Raw genomic sequence first — 14,725 nt, 5'->3', positions numbered from 1 at the left:
AAAAAAAGACACTATGATTATTTTGAATCCTTTCGAAATGCAACAGCATATTTTACAAGAAAAATTTATTCCGCTATTTACAAATACAGATGTCGAAGTTTGCAAAAACATCATGCGTATTTGCTATGAAAATGGTATAAGAACATTTGAATTTACCGATCGAAACGAAAATTCATTTTCTGTTTTTAAAGAATTAAAAGCCTATCGAGACGTTGCATTACCTCAATTGAAAATTGGAATTGGCACTATTAAAAATGCAGCTCAAGCGGAATTATTTATAGAAGCCGGAGCCGACTTTTTAATTTCGCCCATCATTTTAGAAGAAATTCACTTGCTGTGTCAGAAGAAAAATATACTCTGGATTCCGGGATGCGCAACACCTTCAGAAATTGTTTTCGCAGAATACTGGGGATTATCGTTGGTAAAAATATTTCCGGCAAAACAATTAGGTGGAGATTCTTATATCGAGGCACTAAAAACGGTTTTTCCTAAAATGCATTTAATGGCAACTGGTGGCGTGGAGCCCACTAAAAGTGATATCGAAAAATGGTACAAAGCCGGCGTTTCTTCTGTTGGTTTAGGAGCAAAACTTTTTCCGAAAGAAATGTTGTTGAATCAGGATTATGATAAGATGAGTTCGCACTTAGCCACACTTATCAGCGATTTAAATTAAAAGAATTTACTAACTACAAAACCTTAGATACTAGTTAATGACCTAAACGCTAGTATCAGAAAAACTATTATTATGAAACTGGAATTGATTGATTATCTCATTATTGCTATTTATTTTGTTTTTGTAATTGGGATTGGTTTTTTGCTCAAACGACAGGTAAAATCAGCAAATGATTTTTTAATGAGCAATCGAAATATTCCTTTATGGATAACAAGTCTTGCTTTTATTTCTGCCAATCTCGGAGCTCAGGAAGTTTTAGGAATGGCGGCAAATGGAGCAAAATACGGATTGTATACCGTACATTTTTATTGGCTCGGCGCTGCTTTGGCGATGATATTTCTCGGCGTATTTATGATGCCATTTTATTATGGAAGCAAAGCCAGAAGTGTACCCGAATATTTAAAACTTCGCTTTGACGAAAAAACAAGAACTTTTAATGCCTTTGGCTTTGCGGCAATGACCGTTTTTTCATCGGGAGTTTCATTATACGCATTGGCAATGCTGATGGAAGTAATTCTTGGTTGGAATTTTGATTTGTCCATCTGGATTTCTGCTTTGGTTGTTTTTGGTTATATTTTCATGGGAGGCTTAACCAGTGCGGTTTATAACGAAGTTTTGCAGTTTTTTCTAATTGTATTAGGAATTGCTCCTTTGGTTTTTCTTGGTTTACATAAAGTTGGAGGATGGGAAGGAATTGTTGCAAACGTGCAGGATGCTAAACTCCATGTTTGGAAAGGATTGGATGATCCTTCACACAACCCAATGGGAGTTGACGCTTTTAGTATGGTTTTCGGATTAGGATTTGTATTGGCTTTCGGATATTGGTGCACTGACTTTTTAGTGGTTCAACGCGCCATGATTAGTAAGAATTTGAGTGATGCACAAAAGACTCCAATTATTGCGGCAATTCCTAAAATACTAATGCCGGCGATTGTTATTTTGCCGGGAATCATAATTCTTGCACTTCAGAATAAATTTTTAGGTTTCGAACTTCCTGTAAATGCAAATGGCGATGCGAATTACAATATGGTTTTGCCAATTTTATTGCAAAAATTATATCCAAACGGAATTTTAGGTGTTGGAATTACAGCACTAATTGCTTCTTTCATGAGTGGAATGGCCGGGAATGTAACTGCCTTTAATACAGTTTGGACGTTTGATATTTATCAGTCGCATATCAAAAAAAATGGTTCAGAAAAACATTATTACTATGTTGGTAAAATTGCTACAGTTGCCGGAATCTTAATCTCGATTCTGACTGCTTACGTGGCCCGTGGTTTCAATAATATAATGGATTTGTTGCAGTTGGTGTTTAGTTTTGTAAATGCACCACTTTTTGCGACCTTCTTTTTAGGAATGTTTTGGAAAAGAACGACTGGTCATGGCGCTTTCTGGGGATTAATTTTCGGGACTGCCGCTGCAACAATTACCCACGGACTTACCGTTGCCGAAGGAAAGGGAGGCTGGATTGCCAATATTCATGAATTTTATTCGGGCACAAGCCAGGCTTTTAATATTGCATGGATTTCTTTTCTGGTTTGTGTTGTTGTAACGATCGTAATTAGCTTAATTACAAAACCAAAACCAGAAGAAGAATTAGTTGGATTGGTTTATAGTTTAACACCAAAACAGACAGACTCAAACAAAATATGGTACAAAAATCCCCTTTGGATGGGCGTTGCTGTTTTGATAGTCACAATTGTATTTAATATCATCTTTTTTTAAGAATAATTGCTATGAATAAATTATATGATTTGCGAATTGTTATCGGGATTTTCTTTCTGATTATTGGATTTCTTCTAATGGGTTATGCCTTTTTTCTTGATGGTTCTTTAGAAGAAAATATAAAAATTAACCTTTATTGTGGTTTATTATTTTTGTCTTTTGGTTTGCTAATGCTTTTGTTAAAAACTAAAAGAAATAGAAGTAATTAAAAACGCTATTCCAAAGGATGAAATTTGATTTCATTTCTTTCAACCTACTTTTAATTTCGTTTTTTTTATTCAGTTGAGGTGTCTGTTTATTTGAAAAAATAATTAAGACACTTTTACTGAATTTTTATTTTGTATTTACTTGATAATCATTCGTGTATTTGGTTTTTTATCAAATAAAATTTTAATCGGAATAAATAATTCTATGCTTTTTTCGGAATGATTTTGATTAAAATAGTTTCTACTTCCATTAAAAAAGTAAAATAATGTCAGTCACATAAATTATACATTGGTTCCCAGCTTAGAGCCAGTTTTTTGAAAGAAAAATTCAAATTTTCACTCATTACTTTTTTACTGAAAATACTTACAGGCCTGAGAAAAGGTGTTTTGGGAATTAAAAAGAAGATGACAAGAGCTGGATTTTAAAATAACCAATTTATTACTAAACAAACTATGAAATTACTAACTAAAAACAAGCCAAGAAATTTTTGGTCTAAAAGTTTATTTAAGAACTTTTTACAATTAACTCCAATTGTGTTTTGTACGATTGCGCTAAATGCATCTGCGACAGTGATACCTAAAACAGATTCATCTTCAAAAATTCATTCGTCTTTTGTTCAGAAAACTATAAAAGGAAAAGTAGTAGACGAACAAGGACTACCTGTTCCTGGTGCAAACATTACTGCAAAAGGTACAAAGATCAGTACTCAGACAGATATGGACGGAAGTTTTTCTATTACTGTATCTGATAATGTTACAAAATTGCTGGTTACTTATATTGGTATGCAGGATCAGGAAGTGTTGATTACTGGAAATACTATTAATATAGTATTAAAACAAACCGGACAAAAACTGGAAGAAGTAGTTGTTGTAGGATATGGAAAACAAAAGAAAGTCAATCTTTCTGGCGCTGTAAATGTTGTTGATACAAAAATGATTACCAACAGAGCTGTTTCCAATCTAACAAATACTTTGCAAGGAACAGTTCCAGGACTTACCGTTATTGCAAGACCAGGCGATGTTGGAGGAGATGTCGGTTCAATTAATTTGCGTGGAAAAGGAAACTTCGGTTCATCAGATCCCTTATTCATTATAGATGGTGTAATAGCAACTGCAGAATATTTCAACAGAATTAATTCTAATGATGTAGAAAGTATGTCAGTTTTAAAAGATGCCTCTTCTGCTGCGATTTACGGATCAAGAGCTGCTTACGGAGTTATCGTAGTAACAACTAAAAAAGGAAAAGAAGGTAAAGCGCAATTTAATTATAACAGTTATTTTGGAGTTCAGTCGGCAGTGGAACTTCCAAAAAGGGTAGACGCTTTACAATATGCTGAATTGTATAATGAAGCAAGATTAAACGCTGGTAAGTCAGTATTTTATACACCTGCTGAAATTGATAAAATCAAAAACAATTCAGATCCGGATCATTACGGAAACACAGATTGGTATAAATTGTTTCTTCAGAAATCGGCACCAATATTTGAACATGAAATTAATGTTTCCGGTGGAGGTACAACGCGTTATTTCATAAGCGGATCCTTTTTTGAGCAAAACTCACTTTTTTCAGGAAAAGAGCTTAACAGATATTCTTTCAGATCGAATACAGAATCTAAAGTAAGTGATAAATTCACTATTGGAACTACGATTTCTTATAGCCACGATCGATTTGATAACGAAAATGGAGCAGTTAGTTTTACTTCTATCGATAGAGCGATTCCGATATCTGTTGCAACCCAATCTGATGGCAGCTGGGGTATGTTTACAGGCGGAAGAGTGAGTCAGGAATTCCCATACAGAATACTTAAAGAAGGCGGAAGAGCATCTTATACAAAAGACCGTTTTCTTGGTGCAGTAAGAGCTACTTTTACTCCAATTAAAGGATTAGATATTACAGGATCGGTTTCTTATAGTCTTAATAATGATTTTGATAATTCTTTTGTAAACAGATTGCCGGCGCTTCTTAATTTTGATACAAAAGTTGAAATACCGGGATCGGCAGTGGTGCAAAATTCGTATTATGAAAAATGGGCCAACCAAGGTAAATTCTTAACAGACTTAACAGTGAGTTATGATAAAAAATTAGACAAGCATAATTTCAAAGTTTTAGGAGGTCTTTCGTATGAAGATAATTCAGGACGAAATGTCGAGATAACCAGAAAAGGATATGTTACAAATAATATTGGTTCAATCGATGCGGGTTCAGCAGATCCTATTAATACAACCGTTAAAGGGAAACCGGGGCAAAATGCTTTTCAATCTTTCTTTGGCCGTGTGACGTATGCTTATAATAATAAATATTTATTCGAATCGAGTCTTAGATACGATGGTTCATCTAAATTTCCTGTAGAAAATCGTTTTGGAGTATTTCCTTCCGTTTCTGGAGCTTGGAGAATCGGACAAGAAGATTTCTTAAAATCAGCAGAATGGATTTCAGAATTAAAATTACGTGCTTCATGGGGTAAATTAGGAAGTGTGAGCAACGTAGGAAATTATGATTATTACAATACTTTGACTTCGGGAACACAAATTATTCTGGACGGAACAAAACAAGACGGAATTGTACCGGGACAAATTTATAACCCTCTTTTAGGATGGGAAAAAGTAAACATGACAAACATTGGTTTGGATCTTGCCTTGTGGAACAACAAGTTCAACCTACAAGTAGATGCTTACAACAAACTTACTGATGGTATCTTATTACCAAATCCTTATATCCCGGCTGAGGCAGGTTTAAGTGTTATTCCGCCAATAAATTTAGGACAAGTAACCAATAATGGTATTGAAGTTTCTGTTTCATACAACAACAAAGTAGGAGCATTAAAATATTCAGTAGGAGCAAATATGAGCCGTATTTGGAACAAAGTTTCGAATTTAGGTGATGTGCAAGAAACTCCGCCAGATGGTTATTATATTAACAGAGTTGGTTCGCCAGTTGGATCTTTTTATATGTGGGAAGCGGAAGGACTTTTTGCTGATGCTAATGATGTTGCCAACCATGCAACGCAATCAACAAATACAAAACCGGGAGATATTAAATATAAAGATCAAAATGGCGACGGAAAAATTAATGGTGATGACCGTGTAATTATGGGAAGCGAAATTCCTAAACTGACTTACGGATTCAATTCTACTTTGGCGTATAAAGATTTTGACTTTGCTATAATGCTTCAAGGTGTACAGGGAACAAAAGCTTATCTTGAAAATGAAGCATCGCAGGCCTTCTTTAACGGTGCAGGTGTAAAACAATATGCACTGGATCGTTGGACAACAGAAAACCCAAATCCAAATGCAGCTTATCCGAGAATGTTGCTTTCACCGGATAATACACAAAACCTTCAAAGATCATCTTTTTGGTTGTTTGATACTTCTTATTTGCGTGTTAAATCGATGTCATTGGGTTACAATTTACCAAAACAGGTATTAGAGAAAATCAAACTGCAAGGTTTTAGATTGTATTTAGCAGGTAACAACTTGTTTACAATAAGAGGAGACAAACGTATGAAGGATTTTGACCCGGAAGTTACTTCACAAAGAGCTTCATATCCACAATTAAAAACCTATTCTTTTGGTGTAAACCTTTCTTTTTAATTTAAACAATATGTCTTGAAAAATAATTGAAAATGCTTGTCGTACAATCATAATTATTTTTTTGAGACGCATAAATAGTATACTCAAATGAAAAATAAATTTAATAAAATAGCACTATCATTTGCGGCAGCGACCATTTTTAGCTGTACTGCACCTCCGTTGGAGAGAGTGCCGCAAGATACAAATTCAAATAGCACATTCTGGACTTCAGAGAATGATGCCCGATTAGCATTAAACGGTTGTTACGGATATTTGGCTTATGCTTACAATAACCCTTACAACGACGGATCTGCGGATAATGCGTACTGCCAATACCCGTGGGAAAGTGATGCAACAACTATTAGTGAAGGAAACATTACGGCGGCGTCTTTAAACCCTGCTAATTATTCTGGTAAATATCAAAGTATTAGAGGGCTTAATAGCTATCTGGATAATGTTGGTAAAATTTCTATGAATGAAAATCTAAAAAAACGTTTTATTGCCGAAGCAAAAGTTTTGCGAGCAATGGTTTATTTTGATTTAATACGCTCTTATGGTGCCGTGCCATTACTGACAAGTGAGTATGTTAATCCGCAAGAAACGGCTGTTGCACCAACTTCGGAAGCTGAAATTGTAACTTTTATTGTAAATGAGTTAGCGACGGCTGAAGCTGATTTACCTTTAAGCTATTCAGGAGGAGTAAACAATGAAAAAGGAAGAATTACAAAAGGAGCTGCTTGGGCATTAAAAGCAAGAGTAGAATTGGATTATAACAAATTCGCTGACGCTGCTGCTAGTGCAAAAAAAGTACAGGAACTTGGAGTTTATCATTTATTTAGAGGTGGAGATGTTTCTAAAACCAAAGATGATTTTTCGTCTTTCGTTGATTTCGCATCTACGGCAGAACAGCAAAAATTCTATAAAGGATTTGCCAATTACGATCAGTTATTTTGGGCAGTAAATGACGATAATTCAGAAGTGATTATAACTTCACAATCCATTAATAACTCCTCTTATGAATGGGGGAATGGCTTAAATACTTTATTTGTTCCGGTTGATCTTGGTGGCTGGAGTTCGATTACACCAACGGTTGAATTGGTAAATTCATATTGGGATAAAACAGGACATTCTTATACAGCGCCGTCTTCGTCAGTAAGAGCTTCAAATTATAATGGAGGTAGTCCAAATGCTGCTTATTTCTCTGAATTTAAAAATAGAGATACGCGTTTGTATGCAAGTATAATGTTTCCAACCTCACCATGGGAAAATGCTTCACCAGGTTATCGTTATGATTGGGGAGGCAGCGCAAGTATGACTGGCTATAATTTCAGAAAAATGGCAGATCCGGCTTATCTTTCTATTGAATGGGATGGAGCACAAGATTTCCCGATTCTGCGCTATGCTGAAGTTTTACTTATTTATGCTGAAGCAAAAAATGAAGTTAGCGGTCCGGATAGCTCGGTTTATGAAGCAATCAATGATATTAGAGATCGCTCAGGCATGCCGGCTGTAGATCAGGCTGCATATGGTACAAAAGAAAAAATGCGTGAATTGATTCGAAATGAAAGACGTATTGAATTAGCCGGAGAAGGACAACGCTATTTTGATATTCGCCGTTGGGGAATTGCCGATCAGGTTATGAAAACCATCTATGATATCACTGGAAATATAGCACAAGAACGTGGATGGCAGACTAAATTTGTAAAATTACCTTATCCGCAAGCAGCGGTTGACAAAAATCCGAATTTGAGTTCGGAGCAAAGTGCAAAAGGGTATTAAAATATCTTAAATGAAGTTATTGGTTAATACTAATAATTGTTTTTGATTAATTGTTTTTGTTTAAAAGCACCGTCTCTGGGAAAGACGGTGCTTTTTTTGTTATAAATTCCTATTACTTTATTTTATTACTATTTGTAAAGTTTTTTTGCATTTATATAAAATCGATTTTTATTCTGAAAACTTGTTTCTTTTAAGAGAAAAATAGTAGTTCTTAACATTTTAGTTACCTAACAATAATCCTCTGTTAAGGATTTCTTAAAATCTAAAAATTTACTATATGTAAATTTATATTCATTTTTGCAGTGAAATATTTACTAATATTAATAATTTAACTGAAATGGAAAAAAATAGGTTTTTGATTTATGTAGCTTTTTTATTGGTTTCGCTTACAGCAGCGGGACAAAAAGGAGCTATAAAAGGTAAAGTGTTTGATGGTGCTTTTCCGCTTCCGGGCGCAATTGTACAGTTGAATGGGACTCAAAAAAATGCTTCAACAGATTTTGAAGGAAGTTACAATATTACCGGAATTGAAGCCGGAGATTATGAAATTGTGGTTACTTATTTAGGCTATGAAAAAATCAGCCAGAAAATTACAATCGGCGCTGGAAAAGTAATGGTTGTTCCAAATATTTTGCTGAAAGCTTCTTCAAATAATCTGGATGAGGTTGTCGTAAAAGATAATTCAAAAAGACTTAGTGAAGCCAAAGCATTAAACATTCAAAAAAATGCAATCAATTTGGTTAATGTTATAGCGGCTGATGGTATTGGTAAACTTCCGGATCGTAATGCTGCCGAAGCCGTGCAACGTGTTCCCGGTGTTTCTATTGAGCGTGATCAGGGCGAAGGTCGTTATGTAGCTGTGCGCGGATTACCTGCTGAATGGAGTTCTACTACAATGAACGGAAACCGAATTCCAACTGCGGCTGACGAAGGCGCGAGCAGAGCTACAGCTTTTGATTTTTTTCCAACGGAAATGATTGGTTATGTGGAGGTTTCTAAGGCTTTAACGCCAGATGTTGATGCTGATGCATTAGGCGGAAGCGTGAATTTTATAACAAAAACGGCGCCTTCTAAATTTACTGTAGACGCGAGTGTTGGTATGGGATATAATGCAAAATCGGATAAAGGAATTTATAGCGGATCTGTTTTGGTTGGAGACAAATCTAAGAATGGAAAATTTGGTTATATTTTGAACTTTTCGCAATGGAACAGAAACTGGGCTTCTGATAATTTTGAAGCAAGAAGATCTGGAGACGAAGGTGTTTACCGTTTAGAATTAAGAGATTATACAGGTGAAAGACAAACAACTGGTTTTAATGGTGGATTTGAATTTAATCCAAACGAAAGAAATAAGTTTTTCGTAAAACTGAACTACGGGAAACTTCTTGATGAAGAAACACATTTTAAACGTCGTATTCGTTTTGATAAATTCAATGCGACAACAAATACAGGAAGAGTAGAACTTCAAAATATTTACAACGAGCTGAACTTTGATTTCTATGGTGGTGAAGTTGGCGGAAAGCATATCGGAAATAAAGGTGTTTTCGATTGGAGTGTAGCACATTACAGCACAGAGTTTTATTACGGAAATGTTCCGGATGCTCAAAACAACAGTTATTATTCTGTGTTTTTTAAACAAGACGGAGTTGGTTTTGATCCTGCTTATCTTCAGGATAGAGGAAACGGTCCAAGAGCGTATTGGGATTCTGATGGAGGATATATGAATACAGATAATATGTTTGGTTATTTGTCAAATCCAGATTTTCAGGACAGTCCTAATTTGATGAAATTTAGTACGTTGGAACTTTATAAAGTGGGTGTAAAAGAAAGAGATAATATTGTTGCAACTGCAAATTATGAATTTGATGCCAATGAAAATCTTAATTTAAAATTTGGTGCTAAATTTAGAGATAAAGACAGAATTGCCACTTTTGCAGATGAGTTTTACAATTGGAGCGGAGCAGCAGCATCACCAACTTTGGCAAGTTATGGACAATACAATATTATGCAGCCGAAAGGAACAGAATACTTAAAAGAGCTTCATACTAATATTGGAAATAGCTTCGGACCTGTACTTTCGCCAACGGGTATGAATCAGTTTTACAATGATAATTTTACTAATGGTAATTTGACGTTATCTGAAAGTGATTCTGAAATTCTTGAAAACGGTGGCGGATTAGGACGTAACTTCAATGTTGATGAAACGCATACGTCTGTTTACGGAATGGCAACTTATAAAATAAATAGTAAACTAACTTTTTTGGGAGGCTTAAGAGCAACCAACACCAATACAAAAGTGAGCGGTTATCAATATGATGTAACGCCTGAAAATCCAGACGGATTACTTTCTAAAGTTACAAAAACAAAAAACTATCTATCACTTTTACCAATGCTTCACTTAAAATATTCTCCTGAAGAAAATACAAATTTAAGACTGGCAGCGACAAGAACTTTCACAAGACCTGATTTTGGTTACTTGGCGCCGGGCGGAACTTATTTGGCTGCAGATAATGAATATGACGGAGGAAATCCAGATGTAAACCCTACGTATTCTTATAATTTTGATTTGATGGGAGAACATTATTTTGGGAAACTGGATGTCGTTTCTGCTGGAGTATTTTACAAAACGATTACCGATCCTATTTTTATGGATACCAAACAAGGCGACATCAACGGACATACCGGAGTGGAAATCTCGCAACCTATGAATGGTGATAATGCATGGCTTTTTGGTGCTGAAATTAGTGGAAACAAAAAATTTGATTTTCTTCCAGGTTTCTTAAATGGTTTCGGTGTGCAAGCCAATTATACTTTTACCAAATCACAAATGACAATACCAGGTCGTGCAGGAAAAACAAGTTTGCCTAGACAAGGTGATCATTTAGCAAATGCGCAGTTGTATTATGAAAAAGGCAGAATTAATGTTAGAGCTGCTTACAACTTTAAATCAAAATATATTACCGAACACGGTACAAGTGGTTTGGATAGAGATGATGTTTATTATGGTGCTTATTCTGCATTGGATGCTACGTTTTCATTCAAATTAACAAAGCATTTTACAATTTTTGCCGAGGCAAACAATCTTCTTAATGATAAATTGGAATATTATTATGGCGATGAGAGCAGACCAAAACAAGTAGAACTTTACGGAATCAGAGGGCAAATGGGAATTAAATGGAGCCTTTAGAATAAAATTGTGTTTAATGTTTTTTTTATTGGAAGAGTCGGTTTTATACCGGCTTTTCCTTTTTTTAGGCGGTTAGCATTTTTATAATAATGAAATATTTATTCAATTTAAAGTATGAAATTTTACTATTTGTAATTTTTTTATTGTTTGGCAACTTCATTTATAAGGTTTAAAAAAACGGTTCACAGAAAATTTACTTTTGTTTCAACTCTCAATTAAAAGTAAAATAGGTTTTTTAGTTATTAATGTTTTGATTTTGTTGATTTTGTTGTTTTTGTTCACTCTTTTTATTGCTTGTTTTTTATAAAATAATTTTTACTATTTGTAAATTAATTAATAATATGTTTACTTTTGCTTAATATTAGTCTTTGTTTTGAATGCTACTTTTGTACTTGTAAAAACGGATTAATTATGTTTGAGAAGGTAAATAAGTTTACAAATGGTAAAAAAACATCGACGATGTTAATTATTATAGCTGTCTTTTTGTGTTACACAGGAATGTATGCCATACGAAAGTCGTTTTTAGCGGGTCAGTATGTTGATCTTTCTTTAGGTTTCGGGCTAAATGCGAAGATTACTTTAGTGATAAGTCAGGTTTTAGGTTATATGGTTTCAAAATTCATCGGGATCAAAGTGATTTCTGAAATGAAGAAAGAACAAAGAGCAATTTGGTTGGTATGCTTTATAACTTTCAGTTTGGCGATGCTGGGATTGTTTGCAATCGTGCCTCCAAAATTAAAAGTATTGGCATTATTCCTTAATGGATTGCCTTTAGGAATGGTCTTCGGAATTGTGTTTTCCTATATTGAAGGCAGAAAAAATACCGAGTTATTGGCAGCAGCACTTAGCGCCACTTTTATATTTTCGACCGGACTTGTAAAAACGGCCGGTTTGCTTTTGATGCGTGATTTTAATGTAAGCGAATATAATATGCCTTTTTTCACAGGATTGCTTTTTTTTCCGCTTTTTCTGCTTTCTGTTATAGTCCTCAACTATTCAAAAGCGCCAAGCGAAAGTGATATAAAAGAGCGTTCTGAGAGACAGCCGATGTATAAAAAAGAAAGAAACGAGTTTTTAAGAAAAAATTGGATTGGCTATTTTGGTTTAGTTGCTATTTATGTTTTGCTAACCATTGTAAGAGATTTTAGAGATAATTTTATTGTTGAATTTTGGGCAGATCAAGGTTATTCGGGCACACCGAAAATTATTACACTAACAGAAATTCCTGTTGCGATAACCGTATTATTGATTGCCGCTGCGGGAACATTAATACGCAAAAATAAGCTGGCTTACAACATCGGGATGAGTCTTACAATATTAGGTTCGGCAATGGTTTTGATTTCGACGGTGTTGTTTAATAATCATTTAATGTCTCCGGTATATTGGATGATTATTAGCGGAATTGGGGTTTATTTACCTTATATTTTATTTCATTGCCTGATTTTTGAACGTCTTGTGGCTTTGTTAAGCTTCAAAGGAAATGTTGGTTTCCTGTTTTATATCGCCGACGCTTTTGGTTATTTGGGAAGCGTTATGGTACTTGTATTAAAAGAAATTACAGGTTTTAATAAGAGTTGGACTCAGTTTTTTGTATCGCTGAATATTACGTCGGCGATAATGATCGGAATGATTACATTATTTTCAATGTGGTATTTCAATCGACGTTTTTTACAGAGAAAACATAAATCAGCAGCAATGCTTTGTTCTTAAATTTTTATAATTAATTAAAAATGAATACTAAATACGATTTAATTGTTATTGGTGGTGGAGTTTTAGGTACTTTTCACGCTTACCACGCCTTACAAAAAGGTTTAAAAGTTGCCATAATAGAAAAAGACAAACTGCCGGTAAGTGCTACAGTACGCAATTTTGGACAGGTAGTTCCTTCTGGAATGGATACAAAATGGCAAAATTACGGGCGAGAAAGCCTTAAGATTTACAACGATATCCAAAGTCAGTTTGATATTTCGATTCGGAAAAACGGCTCAGTATATTTAGCTTCAAATAACGAAGAAGTACAGCTTATAGAAGAATTAAGCATTATAAATAAAAACAATGGTTATGAATCGCTATTGTTGACCAAAGAACAATGTCTTGAAAAATACCCTGGTTTGCGAAATGACTATGTAAAAGCGGGACTTTTTTTTCCTGAAGAAGTTACAGTCGAGCCAAGAATAATGATAAACCGTTTATTGGAGTTTCTGATAAAAAATAAAGGTTTAGTATATTTTGGAAATACAAAAGTAGTGCGTTGTGATTCACTTTTAAATGAAGTTGCCGTTATAACAGGAAACGGAGAAATCCATAAAACGTCAAAAGTAATATTGTGCTGCGGTTCAGAATTTAAGACATTATATCCGGATGTATTTGCAAAAAGTGATCTTGAAGTAACCAAATTGCAAATGCTTCAAACAAAACCGCAACCGAATTATCAATTAAACGGTTCAATATTAACAGGACTTTCGATTCGTCGTTATGAGGCTTTTTATGAATGTCCGTCTTTTGACGGAATTAAAGCAAAAGAAGCACCAGATAGTTTCGAGAAAGAGTGGGGCGTTCATATTCTGTTTAAACAAGCAACCGACGGATCTGTAATTATTGGCGATTCGCATGAATATGCAGACGCAGCGAATATCGATGACCTCGGATTTGATTTGCGAATGGACGTCGATGAATTTATGATCGCTGAAGCTAAAAAAATATTCAATCTGCCAACTTTTGAAATTCAAAACCGTTGGTATGGTATGTATTCTCAGTGCAAAGAGAATGATATTTTTGAATGTACTATAGAAAACAATATTCATATAGTAACAGGAATTGGAGGAAAAGGTATGACAGGAAGTGCGGGATTCTCTAAAGAAAACATTAAGAACATATTTAACTTAAAATAAATGGCAGACATTAAATTAGTGGTTTTTGATATGGCAGGAACTACCATAAACGAAGATAATCTTGTATATAAAACAGTTCAGAAAGTTATTAATCAGGAAGGATTTTCGGTTTCACTTGAAGAGGTATTGAATCATGGCGCAGGTAAGGAAAAACATAAAGCAATTACAGACGTATTAACTGCTTGTACAAATGCAGAAAATATTCCGGCTCTTGCCGATAAAACCTTTGCAAATTTTAAAGAAGCATTAGAATCGGCATATGATGAGGCTGAGATTTCTACATTTAACGGAATGGAAAATTTCTTTGATAAATTAAGAAGCCATGATATTAAAGTTGTTCTTAATACGGGTTACGATTCTAAAACGGCCAATAAATTACTTGCGAAATTAAATTGGGAAGTGGGAAATCAGATAGATGCTTTGATCACATCTGATGATGTTGTAAACGGAAGGCCAAATCCTGATATGATTCAGATGGCAATGACAAAATTTGGTATTACAAATCCTGCTGAGGTTTTGAAAGCAGGTGACTCGGAAATTGATATTATAGAGGGAAAAAATTCCGGATGTGCGATAACAGTTGGTGTTCTAAGTGGAGCTCAGAATAAAGAACAGCTAGAAGTAGCTAACCCCGATTATATTTTGAATGATGTAACTGAGCTTGAAGGTATTTTATTTCAGTAAGATAATACCG

9 protein-coding genes are annotated in these 14,725 nt (G+C 34.6%); all 9 read left to right on the top strand.

Annotated elements, in window-relative coordinates:
- The first annotated feature begins 13 nt into the window (after positions 1-13).
- The 9 genes from BD847_RS13225 to BD847_RS13185 all read left to right on the top strand — a co-directional run bounded on the left by BD847_RS13225 (position 14) and on the right by BD847_RS13185 (position 14,715).
- On the top strand, positions 14-673 hold the full coding sequence (locus BD847_RS13225; protein ID WP_115888740.1) for a beta/alpha barrel domain-containing protein: 660 nt from the start codon (positions 14-16) through the stop codon (positions 671-673).
- A 72-nt stretch (positions 674-745) separates the two neighbouring features.
- Positions 746-2,398 (top strand): sodium:solute symporter family protein, encoded by a 1,653-nt coding sequence (locus BD847_RS13220; RefSeq protein ID WP_115888739.1) that lies wholly within the window; start codon positions 746-748, stop codon positions 2,396-2,398.
- A gap of 11 nt (positions 2,399-2,409) precedes the next feature.
- Complete coding sequence (locus tag BD847_RS13215; RefSeq protein ID WP_115888738.1) at positions 2,410-2,607, top strand: hypothetical protein; 198 nt, start codon at positions 2,410-2,412, stop codon at positions 2,605-2,607.
- 450 nt (positions 2,608-3,057) lie between these two features.
- On the top strand, positions 3,058-6,195 hold the full coding sequence (locus BD847_RS13210; RefSeq protein ID WP_115888737.1) for a SusC/RagA family TonB-linked outer membrane protein: 3,138 nt from the start codon (positions 3,058-3,060) through the stop codon (positions 6,193-6,195).
- A gap of 87 nt (positions 6,196-6,282) precedes the next feature.
- Positions 6,283-7,953, top strand: coding sequence for a RagB/SusD family nutrient uptake outer membrane protein (locus BD847_RS13205; RefSeq protein ID WP_115888736.1), 1,671 nt, complete (start codon positions 6,283-6,285; stop codon positions 7,951-7,953).
- Between the two features lie 337 nt (positions 7,954-8,290).
- Positions 8,291-11,140 carry a TonB-dependent receptor gene (locus tag BD847_RS13200; protein WP_115888735.1) on the top strand — a complete coding sequence of 950 codons (2,850 nt, stop codon included), beginning with the start codon at positions 8,291-8,293 and terminating at the stop codon, positions 11,138-11,140.
- 411 nt (positions 11,141-11,551) lie between these two features.
- On the top strand, positions 11,552-12,850 hold the full coding sequence (locus BD847_RS13195; protein WP_208641802.1) for a DUF5690 family protein: 1,299 nt from the start codon (positions 11,552-11,554) through the stop codon (positions 12,848-12,850).
- A gap of 20 nt (positions 12,851-12,870) precedes the next feature.
- Positions 12,871-14,031, top strand: a complete 1,161-nt coding sequence (locus tag BD847_RS13190) for a TIGR03364 family FAD-dependent oxidoreductase (protein WP_115888734.1) — start codon at positions 12,871-12,873, stop codon at positions 14,029-14,031.
- On the top strand, positions 14,032-14,715 hold the full coding sequence (locus BD847_RS13185) for a phosphonatase-like hydrolase (RefSeq protein WP_115888733.1): 684 nt from the start codon (positions 14,032-14,034) through the stop codon (positions 14,713-14,715).
- Positions 14,716-14,725: the final 10 nt, after the last annotated feature.

This window comes from Flavobacterium cutihirudinis (genome assembly GCF_003385895.1).
GTDB lineage: Bacteria > Bacteroidota > Bacteroidia > Flavobacteriales > Flavobacteriaceae > Flavobacterium > Flavobacterium cutihirudinis.
The sequence above is the reverse complement of the archived record's forward strand: the minus strand, read 5'-3'. Positions and strand labels throughout refer to the sequence as shown.

What these genes read in the sequence shown, in the direction of transcription:
- BD847_RS13225 (WP_115888740.1), top strand. Translation starts at nt 14, where the DNA reads ATGATTATTTTGAATCCTTTCGAAATGCAACAGCATATTTTACAAGAA.
- BD847_RS13220 (WP_115888739.1), top strand. Translation starts at nt 746, where the DNA reads ATGAAACTGGAATTGATTGATTATCTCATTATTGCTATTTATTTTGTT.
- BD847_RS13215 (WP_115888738.1), top strand. Translation starts at nt 2,410, where the DNA reads ATGAATAAATTATATGATTTGCGAATTGTTATCGGGATTTTCTTTCTG.
- BD847_RS13210 (WP_115888737.1), top strand. Translation starts at nt 3,058, where the DNA reads ATGAAATTACTAACTAAAAACAAGCCAAGAAATTTTTGGTCTAAAAGT.
- BD847_RS13205 (WP_115888736.1), top strand. Translation starts at nt 6,283, where the DNA reads ATGAAAAATAAATTTAATAAAATAGCACTATCATTTGCGGCAGCGACC.
- BD847_RS13200 (WP_115888735.1), top strand. Translation starts at nt 8,291, where the DNA reads ATGGAAAAAAATAGGTTTTTGATTTATGTAGCTTTTTTATTGGTTTCG.
- BD847_RS13195 (WP_208641802.1), top strand. Translation starts at nt 11,552, where the DNA reads ATGTTTGAGAAGGTAAATAAGTTTACAAATGGTAAAAAAACATCGACG.
- BD847_RS13190 (WP_115888734.1), top strand. Translation starts at nt 12,871, where the DNA reads ATGAATACTAAATACGATTTAATTGTTATTGGTGGTGGAGTTTTAGGT.
- BD847_RS13185 (WP_115888733.1), top strand. Translation starts at nt 14,032, where the DNA reads ATGGCAGACATTAAATTAGTGGTTTTTGATATGGCAGGAACTACCATA.